The organism is Streptomyces lacaronensis (assembly GCF_047337785.1).
In the GTDB taxonomy this organism is placed as follows: domain Bacteria; phylum Actinomycetota; class Actinomycetes; order Streptomycetales; family Streptomycetaceae; genus Streptomyces; species Streptomyces lycopersici.
In genome coordinates this window covers 6,548,705-6,568,020 of record NZ_JBLHDK010000003.1, presented here as the reverse complement: position 1 = coordinate 6,568,020, position 19,316 = coordinate 6,548,705, and the positions used below count along the sequence as shown (strand labels likewise).

The window sequence follows — 19,316 nt, the reverse complement described above, 5'->3', positions numbered from 1 at the left end:
GCGGCCACTGTCCGGGTGGGTAGCGGCCACTGTCGCCGGCGAGCCCTACGCGGCTTCGCCGCTGACCGCGGCGGCCAGGGCAGACAGCAGGCCCACCACGCCCGCCGGGCCGTCGACCACCAGGTCGGCCCGCTTGGCGAGTTCGGTCACCTCCGTGCTGCCGCTGCACACCAGCACCCCCGGCACCCCCTCCTCGCGCAGCCGCTCCACCGCCGCGAACGCGGCCAGGTCGCCCAGGTCGTCGCCCGCGTAGAGCACGGCTTCCGCGCCCGTCCGCCGTACGTACTCGGTGAGCGCGACGCCCTTGTCCATCCCCGGCGGTCGCAGCTCCAGCACGAAGCGGCCGGGCTCGACGATCAACCCATGGCGCTCGGCGAGGGCGTGCAGCGGCGCGCGCAGCCGCTCGAACATGGCCTGGGGGTCCTCGGCACGGCGGGTGTGGACGGCGACGGCGCCGCCCTTGTCCTCGATCCAGATGCCGCGCGAGGCGCCGTGCTCCTCGATGACGGCGGGGAGTTCGGCCTGGACGGCGGCGACGCCGGGGTGCGGTTCGGGCGCCTGGACCTCGCCGCTGCCCGCGTCCCAGCGCTCGGCGCCGTAGAGGCCGAGGACGACGAGCCCGTCCAGCCCCTCGGCCCCGGCGAACCCGCCGTACCGTACGGCGACCTCGGCCGGGCGTCCGGTGATCACCGCGACGGAGCCGATCCGCGGGGCCAGCCGGGAGAGCGCGGGGACGGCGCCGGGGTGGGCGCGGGCCTGGTCGGGGTCGGGGACGATCTCGGCGAGGGTGCCGTCGAAGTCGAGTCCGACGATGGCGCGTCCGGGCCGTTCCAGGAGGGCGGCGAGGCCCTCACGGCCGGCGGAGGTGGTGGGTACGGGGACGGGGTGACTTCCCATAGCGCTGCCCATGGCGGTGACCCTACCGGGCCCGGCGGCACAGCGGGCTTCCCCCGAGCGTCCCCCCGCTGAACGCCCCCGGGCGCCCGGCCCGTGAACGCGTCGCGGGTGCCCGGCCGGTGCCCCCGGGTGCCCGGCCGGTGAACGCCTCACGGGTGCCCGCCCGTGCACGGCTCGCGCGCGCCCGGCTGATGAACGCGGCCCGGCCGTCCCGCCGACGATGCGCGTCAGCGGCGTTCGCGGCGCTCGTCCCTGATCCGGCGCAGCCGGTTGACGGTCACCGGGTCGTGCTCCAGGGCCCTGGGGTCGTCCAGCAGCGCGTTCAGCAGCTGGTAGTAGCGGGTCGGGGAGAGGCCCAACCGCTCCCGTATCGCCCGCTCCTTGGCGCCGGGGCCCGGCCAGCCGCGCCGCTCCACGGCGAGCACGGCCAAGTCGCGCTCTGACAGCCCGGCATCCGGACCCGGCTCCCGGTCCCCGACCTGGTCCTGCCCCTGCCCCTGGCCCTGGTCCTGGTCCTGGCCCTGGTCCTGGCCCTGAGCCTGGCCCTGGCCCCCGGCTCGCCCTTGGTCCTCGACCTGGTCCCGACCCTGGCCCCGGCCCCGACCCTGGTCCGGGCCCTGGTCCTGGTCCTGGCCCTGGCCCTGGTCCTCGGCTCGCCCTTGGTCCTCGACCTGGTCCTGGTCCTGCTCCCCGACTTGGTCGGCGGGGTCGTCGGAGGGGCCGGGGCCGGGCGTGTCCACTGTCATGCCCCCGCATTCTCCATGGCGTCGGCCTCCCGCTGGATCTGGCCCAGTACGCTCGCCGGGTCGCCGCCCTTGGCCACGGTCGAGCCGATCTTCTGCTTGATCAGCTTGCTGACCTCCGCCCAGGAGGTCTTGTCGGCCGGGTAGAACTCCGCGCTCTCCAGCTCGTCCAGGAACCGCCACAGCCGCTTGTACTCACGGTCGCCGAGCATCGTCTGCTCGACGGCGGTGGTCACCGGCAGCAGGTCGTACTCGGTGACGAAGTCCAGCACGTTCTTCTCGGTGTAGACGAAGTCGAGGAACTTCCCGATCTCCTGACGGTGGCCGTTCTGCTTGAAGGCCATCAGCCAGTCGGCGACGCCCATCGTCGACGGGGACTTGCCCCTGCGGCCGGGCAGCGGCGCGGTGCCGTATGTGATGCCGTGGCCGGACGCCTGCTGCATCAGGGTCGGGTGGCCGTTGAGCATGCCGACCTCGCCGCGGGCGAAGGCATCGAAGGTGTCCTGGCGGTTGGTGCGGGCCGGGGAGCCGGGGCCGGTGAGGTCCGCGCCGACGAGTTCGTCCCGCAGCCACTCGAAGGCCTCGATGTTCTCGGTGGAGTCGATGGTGTAGCTGCCGTTGGTGTCGGTGTAGCCGCCACCGCCGCTGAGCATCCACATCATGGTCTCGGCCTGGCACTCCTCGGGGCCGAGCGGCAGCCCGTACGGGATCTTCACCCCATTGGCCTTGAGCCGGACGGCCGCCTCCTTGAGCTCGTCCCAGCTGGTGGGGGCGGAGGATATCCCGGCCCGGTCGAAGAGCTTCTTGTTGTAGAAGAGCAGCCGGGCGCTTGCCACGAACGGCACCCCGTACTGCACCCGCCGCACCTCACCCGCATGGGCGATCGAGGTGATGAACCCGGCCTGGGTGGGGATGGAGAGCATCTCGTCGGCGCGGTAGAGCTTGCCCTGCGCGGCGTAGTCGGCGTACGCGCCGATCTGTGCGATGTCCGGGGCCTGCCCGTTCTTGACCATCTCGGCCACCCGCCGGTCCACCTCGGTCCAGCTGTAGACGCTGACGTCGACCTTAAGGCCGCCGTTCTTGGCCTCGAACGCCCGGGCCACCTTGTTCCAGTACCTCTGGGAGCCGTTGGCGGTGCTGTCGCCGTAGTCGGCCGCGACCACCTTCAAGGTGACATCACCGTCGGAGCCGGAGCTGTCGCCGCCACATGCCGTGAGTCCTGGTGCCGTCGCCACCGCCGCGACACCCGCCGTTGTCAGACCCAAGAACCGTCGCCGCTGCACCGCTGTTTTCCCACCCTATGGCTTGTTTCATCCTCAAGGGTCCTCCCCCGAGGTCGAGCGAGTCTGCCTTGCAAACCTCCACAAGGTCTACACCACGGGCGTATCGCTTCGGTATCGGAGCTGAATTGCCCAGGTGAGCGGGGTGCTACACGCGTAAGTGGGATGTGTCACCCAGTCACAAACGGAGGGGCTGGTTCACACCAACTCCCCTACCGGCGACGGCGTGATCTCCCGACGAGAAGCGGCGAGTGGACTAGACCTCTCATGGTGGATCGCGCGAGACTGTTCCATGTGAAACACGTCATCGCCCTGGATGTGGGCGGCACCGGTATGAAGGCCGCCCTGATCGGGGCGGACACCACACTCCTCCACGAGGCCAGGAGGCCCACCGAGCGGGAGCGCGGACCCGAGGCGGTCGTGGCCGCGATCCTCGACTTCGCCGCCGAGCTGCGCGCGATCGGCGAGCGGCGGTTCGGCGGGCCCCCGCTGGCCGCCGGGGTCGGCGTGCCCGGGGTACTGGACGAGGACCGCGGGGTGGCCGTCTTCGCCGCCAACCTCGGCTGGAGCGACGTCCCGCTGCGGGCGCTGCTCACCGAGCGGCTGGGCGGGATCCCGGTCGCGCTCGGCCATGACGTCCGGCTGGGCGGGCTGGCCGAGGGGCGCATAGGAGCGGGCGAGGGCGCCCGGCGTTTCCTGTTCGTCTCCGTCGGCACCGGCATCGCGGGCGCCATCGGCGTCGACGGGCGCATCGACCCCGGAGCCCATGGCTCCTCCGGTGAGATCGGCCATATCGTCGTCCGGCCGGGCGGCGCCGCCTGCGGCTGCGGTCAGTCCGGCTGTCTGGAGACGCTCGCCTCGGCTGCCGCGGTGGGCCGCGCCTGGGCCGCCGCCAGCGGCGATCCGGCCGCCGACGCCGCCGACTGCGCCAAGGCCGTCCGGTCCGGCGATCCCCGGGCCGTGGCCGTGTGGGGCGAGATGGTGGGCGCGCTCGCCGACGGCCTGGTCACCGCCCTCACCCTGCTGGACCCCGGTGTGCTGATCGTCGGCGGTGGGCTGGCCGAGGCCGGGGAGACGCTGTTCGCGCCGCTGCGCACCGCGGTCGAGGAGCGGCTCACCTTCCAGCAGCTCCCCCGTATCGTCCCGGCGGCCCTCGGGGACACCGCCGGCTGCCTGGGCGCGGGTCTGCTCGCCTGGGACCGACTCTCCACGGAGGTAACCGCCTGATGGCCCAGCGAACGCATCTCACCGGCGCCCGGGTGGTCCTGCCGGACGGCGTGGTCGACAACGGGCGGGTGACGGTCGAGGGCACGCGCATCACGGCGGCCGGACACGCGGCAGGACCAGCGGCCGGGCACGCGGCGGGACACGCGGCAGGACCAGCGGCCGGACACGCGGGGGGACCGGCGGCCGGACACGCGACAGGACCAGCGGCCAGCGGCGGCGAGCGGGTGCTCGACCTGGCGGGCGGCTGGATCGTCCCCGGCTTCGTGGACCTGCATGTGCACGGCGGCGGCGGTGCCTCGTTCTCGGCGGGCACCTCCGAGGAGGCCCTGACCGTCATCGGTACGCACCGGCGGCACGGCACCACCACGATGCTCGCCTCCACCGTCACCGGCGATCTGGACGACCTCGCCCGGCAGGCCGCCACCCTCTCGGAGCTGGTGGAGCAGGGCGAGTTGGCGGGCATCCACTTCGAGGGGCCGTTCATCTCCCCCCACCGCTGCGGCGCCCACCAGCCCTCGCTGCTGCGCGCGCCCGATCCGGCGGATGTGCGCAAGCTGGTGGACGCGGCGCGCGGCACCGCGCGGATGATGACCCTCGCCCCCGAACTGCCGGGCGGGCTGGAGTCCGTACGGCTGCTGGCCGAGAGCGGGGTCCTCGCGGCCGTCGGCCACACCGACTCGACGTACGAGGCGACGCTGGAGGCCGTCGAGGCGGGCGCGACCGTGGCGACCCACCTGTTCAACGCGATGCCGTCGCTGCTGCACCGCGCCCCCGGCCCGGTGGCCGCGCTGCTGGAGGACGAGCGGATCACGGTGGAGCTGATCAACGACGGCACCCATCTGCACCCCGCCGTCCTGGGGCTGGCCTTCCACCGGGCGGGCGCGGACCGGGTCGCCTTCATCACCGACGCGATGGGCGCGGCGGGCATGAGCGACGGCCGCTATCCGCTCGGGCCCATGGAAGTCGAGGTCAAGGACGGTGTCGCGCGGATCAGCGACGGGCCGACGGCCGGTTCCATCGCGGGCTCCACCCTCACCCTGGACCGCGCCTTCCGGCGGGCCGTCACCATCGACGGGCTCGGCGTCGAGGCGACCGTAAGGGCGCTGTCCGCCACCCCGGCCCGGGTACTGGGCATCGCCGACCGGGTGGGTTCGCTCGAGCCCGGCAAGGACGCCGATCTCGTCGTGCTCGACGACGACTTCCGGCTGCGGCGCGTGATGCGCCGGGGCACTTGGGTGGTCCATCCCGAATTGAGCTGAAGTGTTCTGATTTCAGGTCGGGATGACGGGGTGTTGACACCGTCCGACGCTGTCCGGAACGACGCGGAGGTCTGGGCCGAAGCCACTCGTTTTGGCATGATCGCTCGGGCACGGGAACGGGCACGCCCGACTCGGGCACGGCTAGGCACACAGTCGCGTTCAGCACAGGAGTCTCCGTCCGGCGGGGGGACGGGAGAGGGGATGCCAGGGTGATCCTCACGGTCACGCTCAACACCGCCCTCGACGTCACCTACCGGGTGCCGGAACTGCGCCCGCACACCACCCGCCGCGTCACCGAGGTCACCGAACGGCCCGGCGGCAAGGGCCTCAACGTGGCCCGGGTATTGGCCGCGCTGGGCCATGACACCGTCGTCACCGGTTTCGTCGGCGGGGTCACCGGCGCGGTGCTGCGGCAGCTGCTCGCCGAGATCGCCACGCCCGGCGGCGGTCCCAAGGCACCTCGCGGCACGATCACCGACGCGCTGGTCCCGATCGCCGGCACCACCCGGCGCACCATCGGCGTCGTGGACGCCGCCACGGGTGACACCACCCAGCTCAACGAGCCGGGCCCGATCGTCACCACCCCCGAGTGGTCCGCCTTCATGGACGGTTACGGCCGGCTGCTCCGCGAGGCGTCGGCGGTCGCGCTGTGCGGCAGTCTGCCGCCCGGGGTTCCCGTCGGGACGTACGCCCAGCTCATCCGGGAGGCGCATGCGGCGGGCGTGCCCACCCTGCTGGACACCAGCGGCGAACCGCTGCGCCGGGGCATCGCCGCCCGCCCCCATCTCGTCAAGCCCAACGCCGACGAGCTCGCCGGGCTCACCGGCTCCACCGACCCGCTGCGCGCCGCGCGCGACGCCCGGCGGCGCGGGGCGCGCGCGGTGGCCGCCTCGCTCGGCCCCGACGGCATGCTCATGGTCACCGCCCACGGCGCCTGGCGCGCCACCCCGCCGCGCCGGCTGACGGGCAATCCGACGGGCGCCGGGGACGCGGCGGTCGCGGGGCTGCTGTCCGGGCTGGTCGAGGAGGTGCCGTGGCCGGACCGGCTGGCCCGCGCCGTCGCCCTGTCGGCGGCGGCCGTAAGGGCCCCGGTGGCGGGCGAGTTCGACCGCGCGGTCTACGACGAGGCGCTGGCGCGGGTCGAGGTGACGGAGCACCCGCCGGCGGCGGCGTGAACAACCGCCGAGTGCCGCCCCGGTCCTACGCCTTCCCCTCCCCGCCCCTTCCCGCGGCATCGATATGCGGCTCCGCCGCGTGGCACGGGCTCCGCCCCAGATCCCAGGGTCTGGGGCGGAGCCCCAGTTGAGGGAAGGGGCGGGTAGGGGAAGGCACCCCGCCGCGGGCGTCACGATCCGCCGGACACCAGCTAGCCATCGGCCCTGGCCAGCCCTTGGCCCTGGCTAGCCCTTTGCCGTGGCTAGCCCTTGGCCCTGGCCAGCCACATCTGATCGATGTTGGCGTCGCACTTGTCGCCGGGGTCACACGACACGGTGATCGTGTTGGTGCCCTTGGTGAGCTGGACGATCGACCAGGTCTCGGTCCAGCCCTTCTCGTAGTCACCCTTCGGCGCGCCCGAGAAGTTCTTCATGTTGAGCGGCCGCGTCTCCTTCTTGCCATTGATCGTCAGCGACATGCTCTGGTCCTCGCCGGGCACGCCGTAGGTGACGTACAGCCGGTAGGACTTCGCCTTGGCCACGTCCAGGCTCCAGGTCGCGGACGAGCCCGGGGTGTTGAGCCCGCCGACGTAGGTGCCGCCCGCGGCCTTGGCGCCCTTGATGTCGCTCGCGGGGGCCGCGCCGCCGGTCAGCTTCATCTTCGCGGCGTCCTCGGTGGGCAGCTTCTCGTCGCCCGGACCCTTTGCGGGCCCGGAGGGCTCGCGGGGCCGGACGCTGGAGCCCGCAGTGGGCTGGCCGGTCGGATCGGCCTGGTCGTCCTTGTTGTCGTCACCGTTGGTGATCATGGCGACGCCGATGCCCACGAGGACCACCGCGACCACCGCGAGGGCGCCGATGAGCAGCCCCTTGTTGTTGGGGCCGCGGCCGCCTCCGCCATGGCCGCCGCGCGGGCCGGCCGCACCGGGCTGGCGGGGCGCGCCGCCGGGCAGGGTCTCGGGGGCGGCGTAGTGGGCGTTCTGCCGACCATGGCCGCCCTGCTGGCCGTACCCCTGCTGCGGCTGCTGGTTCGGGATCTGCTGGCCGTAGTTGCGCTCACCCACCGCGCGGACCTGGTTGTACGAGGTGCGGGGAACCCCTGGCTGGGCCGGGCCCGGGTAGCCATAGCCGCCGGTGCGGGGGGCGGCACCCGGCTGGCCCGACTGACCGCCCTCGTTCCCTTGATCGCCCTCCGAGCGATACAGGTAGGCGAACGGGTCGTCGTTCTCCGGTGTGCCCGAGCCGTTGTTGCCGGCCGTCATCCCTCGTCACTCCCCTATGCATATGGCCATCGGCGCGGGATCAGAACGCGCCACGACAGCTCATATCAGGGTCGAGAGGGCCTCAACAGGGCGTGTGCTGTCCGGATGGCCAATATTCATGATCGGTTCACTGTCGGCGGCAGGGCCGCATCGGCGCAGCCTACCGCGACCGACCGCCTGCCCACCTCATCCGGCCCGGCGGCGCCCACCTCCCACCCGCCGACATATCTCACAACCACCCCACGCCCATACCCCCCACCCCTCACCCCGCCCGGCGGCGCTCCTTGGAGCGGGACCGCTTCTCGATGTACATCCGCTGGTCAGCGGAGTGCAGCACCTCTTCGGCCGACATTCCGCAGCCCGCCCAGCCGATGCCGAAGCTGGCACCGACCCGGACGGCCCGGCCGTCCACCCGGATGGGCGGAGTGATCGCGTTCCGCAGCCGTACCGCCAGGTCAGCCGCGTCGGCCCGGCCGAGGCCGTCGGCGAGGACGACGAACTCGTCACCGCCGAGGCGGGCGACCGTGTCCCCTTCCCGCACTCCGTTGGTCAGCCGGCGGGCGACCTCGATGAGCACGGCGTCGCCCGCGTGGTGCCCGAACCGGTCGTTTATGGACTTGAAGCCGTCGAGGTCGCAGAAGAGCACCGCGAGCCCCTTGTGGCCGTCGTCGATGTCGGAGTCCTCGTTGGGCGGGACGGTGTGCACATGGCCGTCGAACGGGGCGGTCTCGACCGGGGGCGGGGTGCCGAAGCACTCGAACTCGTCAAAGCCGTGCAGATGCCCCGCCGCGTCCACATAGACCCCGCCGGCGCCCGCGGCACCGCCGTCCGACGCGCCCCCGTCCTCGTACCCCCCGCCCGGCCGGGGCGGGGTGGCGCACAGCCGGGCGGCGAGCCGGGCGCGCAGCTCGGCGCTGTTGGGCAGACCGGTCAGCGAGTCATGGCTGGCGCGGTGGGCGAGCTGCAGCTCATGGCGCTTGCGCTCCTCGATGTCCTCGACATGGGTGAGCAGGAAGCGCGGGCCGTCGGCGGCGTCGGCCACCACCGAGTTGCGCAGCGAGACCCAGACGTACGAACCGTCGCGGCGGGCCAGCCGCAGCTCGGCGCGGCCGCCCTCGGCGGAGGTTCGCAGCAGGGTGCCGATGTCCTCGGGGTGGACCAGGTCGGAGAAGGAGAAGCGGCGCATCGCGGAGGCCGGGCGGCCCAGCAGCCGGCACAGGGCGTCGTTGGTGCGCAGCAGCCGGCCGTGCTGATCGCCGCCCATCTCGGCGATGGCCATGCCGCTGGGCGCGTACTCGAACGCCTGCCGGAAGGACTCCTCGCTGGCGCGCAGCGCCTGCTGCTCGCGCTCCAGGCGCAGCAGGGCGCGCTGCATATTGCCGCGCAGTCGGGCGTTGCCGATCGCGACGGCGGCGTGGAAGGCGTACATCTGGAGGGCCTCGCGGCCCCAGGCGCCGGGGTGGCGGCCGTTGCGCGGCTTGTCGACGGACAGCACGCCTATGAGCTCGCCGCCGGAGGCGCCCGCCGCGTAGAGCGGGGCGAACAGGCGGTCCATCGGATGCCATTCGTCGGGGAAGCGGGGCGCGGGTCCCGGGGTGTGCCACTGCGGGACGTCGTCGTCGTCGAGGACCCATCCCTCGCTGTACGGGATGAAGCGCAGATCGCCCCAGCGCTCGCCCATGGACAGCCGGCGCTCCCAGGAACAGCGGGAGCCGACCCGCCCGGCCATCAGCGCCTCGGCCCCGGCGCTGCCGCCGACGGCGGCGACGACGAGGTCCCCGTCGGGGCGGACGAGGTTGACGGCCGACAGCTCGAAGCCGAGCCCGGCGATGACACCGTCGGCGACGGCCTGAAGCGTGTCGGCGAAGTTGCGGGCGGTGTTCAGATCGGCGACTACCTGGTGCAGCTGCCGCAGTGTCGCAAGGCGGATGTACGGCTCCGACTCGGTCTCCATCGATCGCACTCCCCCGAGACCTCGACAGCAAACTCCTGGCGTCTTGTCGTCCGATTGCCACGGCCACTGAATCACAGCGAGCTGCCCACTCGGTACACAGGGTCAACAATTACTGCCTGCTGTGACTCATGTCACAGACCGTGTTCATCTCTTCAAGAGAGCGGATGGGAGCGCTCCTAGTTTTTGTGATCGCAAATCCCGGAACGAGTGCGCCTGGCCATGCAAGGCGGCCGCCCGGGGAGCCGGGACACCCCCCCGGCCCGGCGCCCGGCTTACGGCCCGCGACCTACGCCCGCAGTGGTCCCCGGGCCCGATGCGGGGACCGGCCGGGGGCGGTTAGCGTCGAAGGGTGTTCCCGACGACTCCTTCCAGCCCAGCCGAGCCCGCCGTCCCCCATGCTGGTGGGGTGAGCGAGGACGAGTTCCGCATCGCGCTGTCGCGATTCACCGCGGGTGTGGTGCTGGTGACCGCGCACGACCCGGAGGAGGGGCCGCGCGGCGAGGACGTCGGCATGACGGCCACCGCGTTCATGTCAGTGTCACTTGACCCGCCGCTGGTGATGGTGAGCGTTCGCAACGGGTCCCGGATGGACGAGCTCCTGGAGCGACAGCCCCACTGGGCGGTATCGGTCCTGTCGGAAGGTCAGCGGCACATCGCGGGACGATTCGCCATGAAGGGGCGCATCAGCGACAGATTGCTGTTCGAGGACATGTCCGTGGTGCGGGGCGAACATACGGACGCGCCGCTCGCGGTGGGCGCGCTGGCGACGCTGGAGTGCCGCACCGAGCAGCGGGTGACGGCCGGGGACCACACGCTGGTGGTGGCCCGGGTGCTCGCCGCGGCGGCACCGGCCGCGGAGGGCGGGCCGCTGACGTACTTCAGGGGGCGCTACCGGACGCTGGGGTGAGGGGCGCCGAAGACGTGGCGGGCGGGGAACGGCGGCACGGGCAGCACGGTCGGTCCGGGCAGCACGGGCGACCCGAGCGGCACGGGCGACCCAGGCAACACGGGCGACCCGAGCGGCACGGGCGGCACGGCGACCCAGGCAGCACGGTCGGCACGGGCAGCACGGTCGGTCCGGGCAATCCGGTCGGTCCGGGCGATCCGAGCGGCCGTCCGGGGCTACGTCCAGCCCCGCCCCGTACGCCCCCGCTTGACCTCGCTCCGCTGCTTCTTCTCGCGCAGCCGCCGCTCGTTGATGCCCCGGGGGATCCGGGTGGGGCGGCGCGGCTTGGGCGGTGGCGCGGTCGCCTCCGCGAGCAGTGATGCGAGCCTTACGGCGGCCGTCTCGCGGTTGCGCCACTGCGAACGGTGCTCGGAGGCCCGTACGGTCACCACCCCGTCCACCAGCCGGCCCGCCAGCCGCTCCAGGGCGCGCTCCTTCCATACGGACGGCAGTGCCTCGGTGCGGGCGAGGTCGAAGCGCAGCTCGACCTGGCTGTCGCTGGTGTTGACGTGCTGTCCGCCGGGCCCGGAGGACCGCGAGAAACGCCACATCAACTCGGCCTCCGGCAAGAAGACCGAACCTCGGATGACATAGGGCGCGGGCATGTCCCCCATGGTCGCCTGCCGACCCCGGCGGCGTCATCTTGTTATCTCGTCGTACGCCGACATCAGGGTTTGGCAAAGAAAGTAAAGAGAGCTGGAACCTGTCGGGCCATTCATGGCGTTGTGGAGGGTGACGACGGCTTCGCCCGTCGCCTCGGACCATCGAGACCACGAAAGGGACTCCCCATGGCTGTAAGCCTGTCCAAGGGCGGCAACGTCTCGCTCACCAAGGAGGCACCGGGCCTGACCGCCGTCACGGTCGGCCTCGGCTGGGATGTCCGCACCACCACGGGCACCGACTTCGACCTCGACGCGAGCGCCATCGCCGTGAACACGAACGGCAAGGTCTACTCCGACCAGCACTTCGTGTTCTTCAACAACAAGTCCACGCCGGACCAGACCATCGTCCACACCGGTGACAACGTCACCGGCCAGGGCGAGGGCGACGACGAGCAGATCAACGTCAACCTGGCCGGTCTGCCTGCCGACGTGGAGAAGATCGTCTTCCCGGTCTCGATCTACGAAGCCGAGTCCCGTAGCCAGAACTTCGGCCAGGTGCGGAACGCGTTCATCCGCATCGTCAACCAGGCCGGCGGCACCGAGATCGCCCGCTACGACCTGAGCGAGGACGCCGCCACCGAGACCGCCATGGTCTTCGGCGAGCTGTACCGCAACGGCGCGGAGTGGAAGTTCCGCGCCGTGGGCCAGGGCTACGCCTCCGGCCTGGTGGGCATCGCCAAGGACTTCGGCGTCAACGTCTGAGGTTCCACCAGCGCACCACCACCAAGGGCCGCCCCGCACCCGGGGCGGCCCTCGCCGTGTCCGCGGCCATGCCCCCGTTGAAGGGGAACGGGGTCAGAACTCGCTGGTGTCCAGATCGAACCCGAGGGGCTCGGGCAGCGACAGCGGCTGGGAGATGTCGACCTCGACCTTGCGGGTGTACCTCTTCCCAGCGGGCAGGGAGTGCAGGACCGCCTGGTTCCGCTCCCGGTCGATCAGCAGGTAGAAGGGAATGCCCGCCGCCGCGTAACCGCGGAGCTTGGGGCCCCGATCATTGTCGGCGGTCGAATGTGACGTGACCTCGCCGACGAGCATCACCGCCCCGGGGTCGTGGTACTCCAAGGAGTCGTCAAAGCTCCCCTTGGGCGCGATGACGATGTCCGGAACGACCTTGCCGGTGGTCGAAGCTCCAGGAACGAGGAGCCCAAGGCCAGTACGCGTTCGCAGTTCCTTGTTCGTACGACGGCTGGTCACCTGGTCCGCAACCTCGGACACAATCTCTTCGTGCTCACCATTAGCGGGAGGCACCACGTGGATTTCCCCTTCGATCAGTTCCACGCGCCATCCCTCGGGGGCTGCCGCGCTCAACGCCACGAAGGCTTCCTCGACCGATGAAGCGGTGCTCTCGCCACTGTCCGTGCGCGCCTCGCGCTCGGCGGCCGTCAGTGCCACGGTGGACCTCCTTCGTACGGAGCGATGCTTCCAGCGTAGGCGAGCCGTCTCGGGCGGTTGGGCCCGTTGTCACCCGTCCGGATGACGATCAGCGCTTGTCCCGAAGGCGCCCGAGACCGCCTGGGCCAGGGCCTGCTTGCGGCGGGTGTGGGCCTTGGGCGGGTCGTCGGGGGCGGCGGTGGCGGAGAGACCGGCGGCGGACCAGGTCAGGGCCATGGCGAGGACCAGCGCGAGCACGTCCTGGGGGTCGATCGAGGCGGTGACACGGCCGGCGTGCTGGGCCTCGCCGATCGCCTGGAGTTTGACGGTGACGGCGGATGACTCGGTCACCAGATTGCCGGTGACCACTCCTTCGAGCTTGGCCCAGGTGGCCAGACGGACCAGTTCCGGCCGTTCGATGGCGGTCTCGTAGAGCCGCACGGCGTACCGGGGGAGGTCGTCGGCCGTGAACGGGACGGCGTCGACGACGGCGTCGGCGTGGAGGCGGAAGACGGCGCCGAAGAGGCCGAGCTTGTCCCCGAAGTAGGCGTACAGCTGCGCCTTGTTGACGCCCGCGGCGGCCGCGATGCGGTCGACCCGGGCACCCGCGATGCCATGGGCGGCGAAGTCGGCGGTGGCCGCGTCGAGCAGGCGGCGGCGGGTGGCATCGCTTTTCCGGGGAGACACGGGATTCAGGTTACCAACTGGTTAGTTGCCAGCGCTGGGCGTGGGCGCGTAGCGTACCTAAATCCAACCAACTAGTTAGTTAGAAAATGAGGTGGGGAAGCATGACCGTGCGCGCATACGCGGTGGAGCAAGCCGGTGGCCCTGTACAGCCGCTCGAGTACGAGCCGGAGCCCCTGGGACCCCTGGAGGTCGACGTCGCCGTGACGCACTGCGGCGTCTGCCAGACCGACATCGGCCTGGTGGACGACGTGTACGGCGTGTCCCGGTTTCCGGTGGTCGCGGGGCATGAGGCGGTCGGCGTGGTCGAGGCCGTGGGCAGTGCCGTCGACGGCACGCGGCTGGCCGTCGGTCAGCGCGTCGGTGTCGGCGCGGTGGCCGGGGCGTGCTTCACCTGCGAGTGGTGCCTCACCGGTCGGCAGTATCTGTGCCCGCGCAAGGACGACACGGCGCTGCGTGGCGACCGCGGCGCGTTCGCCACCCGGGTACGGGCGAGCGACTGGCGGTACGTCCAGCCCCTGCCCGACGCCCTCGCCTCCGAGCACGCGGCGCCGCTCCTGTGCGCCGGGATCACGGTCTTCTCGGCGATCAGCCGGAACGGGGTGCGGCCCACGGACCGGGTCGCCGTGGTGGGCGTCGGCGGCCTGGGCCACCTCGCGATCCAGTTCCTCGCCAAGTGGGGCTGCCATGTGACCGCCATCTCCTCGACGGGAGCGAAGGCGGACGACGCCCGGCGGTTCGGCGCCCATGAGTTCCTCGCCGCGGAGGAGGGGCTCCAGCGGGCGGCGGGCTCGTTCGACTTCATCCTCTCGACCGTCTCGGCCGATCTGCCGTGGGACGCCTACCTCGCGGCGCTGCGCCCACAGGGGACGCTGTCCGTGGTCGGCGTTCCCCACGGGTCGTTCAGCATCCACCCGTTGAGCCTGCTGCCGGGCGAGAAGCGGATCGTCGGCGGCGTCGTGGGATCGGCGGAGGAGAACCGGCGGATGCTGGACTTCGCGACGCGGCACGGCATCCGCCCGGTCGTCGAGACGTTCCCGGTCGCGCGCATCGACGAGGCGCTCGACCACGTCCGCCACGGACGCGCGCGGTACCGGGCGGTGCTGGAGTTCTGAGGCCGGACCGGGCTGGGCCGGGCCCCGGGAAACGTGGCCACGCCCGCGCCCCGCACACAGAACTCGACCACGCCCGCCACGAACACACGCGCCACCATGCGATGCCGGGAAACCTGGCCGCACACGGCCCACCACACAGATCGTCTTCTCGTCGCGTACACAGCAACGCACAGCAACCCGGCCCGGCGCGCCCGCCGATCGCCCCGCCGCGCTCGTCACCTGGGCGATCGGCCGGGTCCCGCCCCCGGCCCCGGCCGGGGGCACCGATGCGGCAGGGGCATGACGTAGTGGCATAAGTCGGCATCAACCAGCCGTTGTTGCCTCATGCCTCGCTGACCGAATTCGCCCCTACTTGAACAACGTCGCGTCAAATTCTTGTTACGCGCCTACCCCAATCGATCGTTCAATGACAATCTCTGGTCGGCCCGCCGCGCGTCCTTCTGACTCCGCGGTAAGGCCCTCATGCACCACTCTGTGCACCACTCGCACCACTCCTGCTCGACCGGACGGCCCACCCATGGCCGGCCGTACCCCCTACACAGGGCCGCGACCCGGCGGCCCCAAGGCAAGGAGACCGAGTGAGACCCATCGCTTCCTCCCCCCGTAAGAAGACCGTCCGCGTGGCGGCGCTCGTCGCCTCCGCCGCCATGGTCGTCATCGGCGTGCAGACCGGCCAGGCCAGCGCCCAGCCGGAGCACTCCCGCGAGGCGGGCGCCACGGCGCTTCCGCTGACCGCGGGCGAGCGCGCCACCGCGATCAAGGCGGCCCAGGCCGACGCCTCCGCGCAGGCCGAGTCCCTCGGGCTCGGGGCCAAGGAGAAGCTCCTCGTCCGTGACGTCATCAAGGACGCGGACGGAACCGTTCACACCCGCTATGAGCGCACCTACGCGGGGCTGCCCGTCCTCGGCGGCGACCTGGTCGTCCACGAGAAGACCAGTGGCGCGCGCTCCGTCAACAAGGCCACCGACGCGCGGATAGCGGTCAAGAGCACCGACGCCGCCGTGGCCCCGGCGGCCGCCTCCGGCACCGCGCTGAAGGCCGCGCCGAAGGCGACCACCGGCGAGAAGGCCAAGTCGCCGCGGAAGGTGGTCTGGGCGGCCACCGGCACGCCCGTCCTGGCCTGGGAGACCGTCGTCACCGGCACGCAGGCCGACGGCACCCCGAGCGAGCTGCACGTCGTCACCGACGCCACCACGGGCAAGAAGCTGTCCCAGTGGGAGGGCGTCGAGACCGGCACCGGCACCAGCAAGTACAGCGGCACGGTGCCCCTGGGCACCACCAAGAGCGGCTCCACCTACAGCCTCACCGACTCCACACGGGGCAATCACAAGACGTACGACCTGAACCAGGGCAGCTCGGGAACCGGCACCCTGTTCACCGACGCGGACGACGCATGGGGCGGCGGACGCCAGACCGCCGGCGTCGACGCGCACTACGGCGCGGCCGAGACCTGGGACTTCTACAAGGAGTTCCTGGGCCGCAACGGCATCAAGAACAACGGCGTGGGCTCGTACTCCCGCGTCCACTACGGCAACAACTACGTCAACGCCTTCTGGCAGGACTCCTGCTTCTGCATGACGTACGGCGACGGCTCGGGCAACGCCAACGCGCTGACCGCGATGGACGTGGCGGGCCACGAGATGAGCCACGGCGTGACCGCGGCCACCGCCAACCTCAACTACAGCGGTGAGCCCGGCGGTCTCAACGAGGCCACCTCCGACATCATGGCCACCGCGGTGGAGTTCTACTCGGGCAACTCCGCGGACGTCGGTGACTACCTCATCGGCGAGAAGATCAACATCAATGGCGACGGCACCCCGCTGCGCTACCAGGACAAGCCCAGCAAGGACGGGGCGTCCAAGGACTACTGGTCCTCGACGCTCGGCAACATCGACGTCCACTACTCCTCCGGCCCCGCCAACCACTTCTTCTACCTGCTGTCCGAGGGCAGCGGCGCGAAGGTGATCAACGGCGTGAGCTACAACAGCCCGACCTACAACGGTTCGACCGTCACCGGGATCGGCCGGGACAAGGCCATCAAGATCTGGTACCGGGCCCTGACCACGTACTGGACCTCGACGACCAAGTACGCGGGCGCCCGCACCGGCACCCTCAGCGCCGCCTCCGACCTCTACGGGGCCAACTCCACCGAGTACAAGGCGGTCGCCGCCGCCTGGACCGCGATCAACGTGAAGTAAGCGGTCCCCCGAAGTGGTGACGGGCCGCGCCGGGGGACCGGTGCGGCCCGTTCCTGACCGACCGGTGCGACCCGTTCCGGACGGGCCTCGTCATCCCTGTCGTAGCCGCTGGTCGCCACTTACGCTGCTGTCATGACTCAACAGGTACGCGGCGTGGTGGCCCCCGGCAAGGGCGAGAAGGTCAGGATCGAGACGATCGTGGTGCCGGACGCGGGCCCCGGCGAGGCGGTGGTGCGGATCCAGGCGTGCGGCGTCTGCCACACCGATCTGCACTATCGCGAGGGCGGGATCAACGATGAGTTCCCCTTCCTGCTCGGCCATGAGGCGGCGGGCATCGTGGAGTCCGTGGGCGAGGGCGTCACGGAGGTGGCCCCCGGCGACTACGTGATCCTCAACTGGCGCGCGGTCTGCCACGAGTGCCGGGCCTGCCGCCGCGGCCGCCCCTGGTACTGCTTCAACACCCACAACGCGAAGCAGCCCATGACCCTGACCGACGGCACCGCGCTCAGCCCCGCGCTCGGCATCGGCGCGTTCGCCGAGAAGACGCTGGTGGCGGCCGGGCAGTGCACCAAGGTCGACCCCTCGGCCTCGCCCGCCGCGGCCGGGCTGCTCGGCTGCGGGGTGATGGCCGGCATCGGCGCCGCGCTCAACACCGGCAACGTCCAGCGCGGTGACTCCGTCGCCGTGATCGGCTGCGGCGGGGTCGGCGCCGCCTCGGTCGCCGGGGCGCGGCTGGCCGGGGCCGCGAAGATCATCGCGGTGGACCTGGACGAGCGGAAGCTGGAGTGGGCCCGCTCGCTGGGCGCCACCCACACCCTCAACGCCAAGAGCGCCGACGTCGTCGAGGCCGTCCGGGAGCTGACCGACGGCAACGGCGCCGACGTCGTCATCGAGGCCGTGGGCCGCCCCGAGACCTACAAGCAGGCGTTCTACGCCCGCGATCTGGCCGGCACCGTCGTCCTGGTCGGCGTCCCCACCCCCGAGATGAAGCTGGAGCTGCCGCTCCTGGACGTCTTCGGGCGCGGCGGGGCGCTCAAGTCCTCCTGGTACGGGGACTGTCTGCCGGACCGCGACTTCCCCATGCTGATCGACCTCTACCAGCAGGGCCGCCTCGACCTGGACGCGTTCGTCAGCGAGACGATCGGGCTCGAGGACATCGAGGAGGCGTTCGCCAAGATGCACCGCGGTGAGGTGCTCCGCTCGGTGGTGATGTTCTGATGACCCCTCCGCCCGTACGCGTCGACCACCTCGTCACCTCCGGCACCTTCTCGCTGGACGGCGGCACCTGGGAGGTGGACAACAACGTGTGGCTGATCGGCGACGACCACGAGGTGTACGTGATCGACGCCGCGCATGACGCCGACGCCATCGCGAATGCCGTCGGCGGCCGCCGGCTGCTCGGCATCATCTCCACCCACGGCCATGACGACCACATCGACGCGGCCCCGGCACTCGCCGAGCGCACCGGCGCGCCGATCCTGCTGCATCCGGAGGACGAGGTGCTGTGGCGGATGCGCCACCCGGACCGCGCCCCGGACAAGCCGCTGGCCGACGGTGATGTCCTCACCGTGGCCGGGACGCAGCTGCGAGTGCTGCACACCCCCGGCCACTCCCCCGGCGCGGTCTGTCTGTACGCACCGGCGCTGACCACGGTCTTCTCCGGGGACACCCTGTTCCAGGGCGGCCCGGGCGCCACCGGGCGCTCGTACTCGTCCTTCCCGACGATCATCGAGTCGATCCGGGAGCGGCTGCTGACGCTGCCGCCGGAGACGGTGGTCCGCACCGGCCACGGCGACTCCACGACCGTCGGGGACGAGGCCCCGCATCTGGAGGAGTGGATCGCGCGGGGGCACTGAGCCCCCGCGGTCGGCCCCGCACCTGAACCAGCGCACGACGCGAGGGCCATTGCCCCCCGCGGTCGGTCCCGCACCTGAACCAGCGCACGACCCGGGGGCCATTGCGCCCCGCGGTCGGCCCCACACCTGAACCAGCGCACGACCCGGGGGCCATTGCGCCCCGCGGTCGGTCCACACCCGGGTCCGCGGGGCCGCGCTCACCAGACCGCGGCCCCGCGGACCGTCTCGGCCACCGCCGCCGGGCGCTGGAAGGAGCGGTCGCAGTAGACGAGCGGGTCGTCCTCGCCGACGTGGGCCGCCACGACCCGGCCGATGAGGACGGAATGGTCGCCGCCGTCCACGACGCGGTCCAGTGAACAGGCGACCCGGGCGACCGCCTCCGGAATGCCGGGCAGCCCCAGCTCCATCGGCAGGGTGTCCCCCGCCGCGAACCGGTCCGCGCCGGAGGCGGCGAAGCGCCGCGCGATGTCCGCCTGTCCCTCCGCCAAGATGTTGATCATGAAGCTTTCGGCGGTGGTGAACGCCTCATGGGTGCTCGCGGTCTTGCCCAGGCAGATCAGCACCAGTGGCGGGGTCAGGGACAGCGAGCTGAACGAGCTGCCCGTGAACCCCCATTTGCGTCCGGACGCGTCGACCGTCGTGGCCACCGTCACGGGGGCGGGCACCCGGGCCATGGCCCGGGTGAACTCCTCAGAGGTGATGGTCATCGAC

The 19,316-nt window shown here is 71.7% G+C and carries 18 protein-coding genes; 9 read left to right on the top strand and 9 right to left on the bottom strand.

Annotation, left to right across the window (positions count from 1 at the left end; genetic code table 11):
• Positions 1-45 precede the first annotated feature (45 nt).
• The 3 genes from otsB to ACMTAK_RS28580 all read right to left on the bottom strand — a co-directional run bounded on the left by otsB (position 46) and on the right by ACMTAK_RS28580 (position 2,923).
• Entirely contained in the window at positions 46-897 is an 852-nt protein-coding gene (otsB, locus tag ACMTAK_RS28590) for a trehalose-phosphatase (protein ID WP_413813015.1), read from the bottom strand.
• Between the two features lie 227 nt (positions 898-1,124).
• Positions 1,125-1,343: a DUF3263 domain-containing protein gene (locus ACMTAK_RS28585; protein WP_121825225.1), complete on the bottom strand. Its 219-nt coding sequence runs from the start codon at positions 1,341-1,343 to the stop codon at positions 1,125-1,127.
• Between the two features lie 296 nt (positions 1,344-1,639).
• Positions 1,640-2,923: an extracellular solute-binding protein gene (locus ACMTAK_RS28580; RefSeq protein WP_413808834.1), complete on the bottom strand. Its 1,284-nt coding sequence runs from the start codon at positions 2,921-2,923 to the stop codon at positions 1,640-1,642.
• Positions 2,924-3,214: 291 nt separating this feature from the next.
• Here ACMTAK_RS28580 and ACMTAK_RS28575 point away from each other — a divergent pair, with 291 nt between their 5' ends.
• The 3 genes from ACMTAK_RS28575 (at position 3,215) to ACMTAK_RS28565 (ending at position 6,581) form a co-directional block, all read left to right on the top strand.
• Entirely contained in the window at positions 3,215-4,147 is a 933-nt protein-coding gene (locus tag ACMTAK_RS28575) for an ROK family protein (RefSeq protein WP_413808833.1), read from the top strand.
• A complete protein-coding gene (gene nagA, locus ACMTAK_RS28570) occupies positions 4,147-5,406 on the top strand; it encodes an N-acetylglucosamine-6-phosphate deacetylase (protein WP_413808832.1) in 1,260 nt (419 codons plus the stop codon). Before ACMTAK_RS28575 ends, nagA begins: the two co-directional genes overlap by 1 nt.
• Positions 5,407-5,615: 209 nt before the next feature.
• Positions 5,616-6,581: a 1-phosphofructokinase family hexose kinase gene (locus tag ACMTAK_RS28565; protein WP_413808831.1), complete on the top strand. Its 966-nt coding sequence runs from the start codon at positions 5,616-5,618 to the stop codon at positions 6,579-6,581.
• Positions 6,582-6,823: 242 nt separating this feature from the next.
• Here the strand turns inward: ACMTAK_RS28565 and ACMTAK_RS28560 are convergent, their stop codons facing one another.
• Together ACMTAK_RS28560 and cdgB are read right to left on the bottom strand one after the other, a co-directional pair.
• On the bottom strand, positions 6,824-7,819 hold the full coding sequence (locus tag ACMTAK_RS28560) for a carbohydrate-binding protein (protein WP_413808830.1): 996 nt from the start codon (positions 7,817-7,819) through the stop codon (positions 6,824-6,826).
• 262 nt (positions 7,820-8,081) lie between these two features.
• Entirely contained in the window at positions 8,082-9,773 is a 1,692-nt protein-coding gene (gene cdgB, locus ACMTAK_RS28555; RefSeq protein ID WP_413808829.1) for a diguanylate cyclase CdgB, read from the bottom strand.
• Positions 9,774-10,179: 406 nt separating this feature from the next.
• Here cdgB and ACMTAK_RS28550 point away from each other — a divergent pair, with 406 nt between their 5' ends.
• Complete coding sequence (locus ACMTAK_RS28550; protein WP_343299752.1) at positions 10,180-10,680, top strand: flavin reductase family protein; 501 nt, start codon at positions 10,180-10,182, stop codon at positions 10,678-10,680.
• Positions 10,681-10,895: 215 nt separating this feature from the next.
• Here ACMTAK_RS28550 and arfB read toward each other — a convergent pair whose 3' ends face one another.
• Positions 10,896-11,333: an alternative ribosome rescue aminoacyl-tRNA hydrolase ArfB gene (gene arfB, locus ACMTAK_RS28545; RefSeq protein ID WP_413808828.1), complete on the bottom strand. Its 438-nt coding sequence runs from the start codon at positions 11,331-11,333 to the stop codon at positions 10,896-10,898.
• A 174-nt stretch (positions 11,334-11,507) separates the two neighbouring features.
• On the opposite strand from arfB, the gene ACMTAK_RS28540 reads away from it, so the two are divergent.
• On the top strand, positions 11,508-12,083 hold the full coding sequence (locus tag ACMTAK_RS28540; protein ID WP_210949255.1) for a TerD family protein: 576 nt from the start codon (positions 11,508-11,510) through the stop codon (positions 12,081-12,083).
• A 93-nt stretch (positions 12,084-12,176) separates the two neighbouring features.
• Here ACMTAK_RS28540 and ACMTAK_RS28535 read toward each other — a convergent pair whose 3' ends face one another.
• Entirely contained in the window at positions 12,177-12,773 is a 597-nt protein-coding gene (locus tag ACMTAK_RS28535) for a Uma2 family endonuclease (RefSeq protein WP_413808827.1), read from the bottom strand.
• A 69-nt stretch (positions 12,774-12,842) separates the two neighbouring features.
• Positions 12,843-13,439: a TetR family transcriptional regulator gene (locus tag ACMTAK_RS28530; RefSeq protein WP_413808826.1), complete on the bottom strand. Its 597-nt coding sequence runs from the start codon at positions 13,437-13,439 to the stop codon at positions 12,843-12,845.
• A gap of 101 nt (positions 13,440-13,540) precedes the next feature.
• On the opposite strand from ACMTAK_RS28530, the gene ACMTAK_RS28525 reads away from it, so the two are divergent.
• From ACMTAK_RS28525 to ACMTAK_RS28510, 4 genes are all read left to right on the top strand, one after another.
• A complete protein-coding gene (locus tag ACMTAK_RS28525) occupies positions 13,541-14,551 on the top strand; it encodes an NAD(P)-dependent alcohol dehydrogenase (protein ID WP_413808825.1) in 1,011 nt (336 codons plus the stop codon).
• 578 nt (positions 14,552-15,129) lie between these two features.
• Positions 15,130-16,749 (top strand): M4 family metallopeptidase, encoded by a 1,620-nt coding sequence (locus tag ACMTAK_RS28520; protein WP_413808824.1) that lies wholly within the window; start codon positions 15,130-15,132, stop codon positions 16,747-16,749.
• A gap of 132 nt (positions 16,750-16,881) precedes the next feature.
• A complete protein-coding gene (locus ACMTAK_RS28515; protein ID WP_413808823.1) occupies positions 16,882-17,967 on the top strand; it encodes an S-(hydroxymethyl)mycothiol dehydrogenase in 1,086 nt (361 codons plus the stop codon).
• Positions 17,967-18,605: an MBL fold metallo-hydrolase gene (locus ACMTAK_RS28510; protein ID WP_413808822.1), complete on the top strand. Its 639-nt coding sequence runs from the start codon at positions 17,967-17,969 to the stop codon at positions 18,603-18,605. Before ACMTAK_RS28515 ends, ACMTAK_RS28510 begins: the two co-directional genes overlap by 1 nt.
• Before the next feature lie 197 nt (positions 18,606-18,802).
• On the opposite strand, the gene ACMTAK_RS28505 is transcribed toward ACMTAK_RS28510, so the two are convergent.
• A complete protein-coding gene (locus ACMTAK_RS28505) occupies positions 18,803-19,312 on the bottom strand; it encodes a flavin reductase family protein (RefSeq protein ID WP_413808821.1) in 510 nt (169 codons plus the stop codon).
• Positions 19,313-19,316 lie beyond the last annotated feature (4 nt).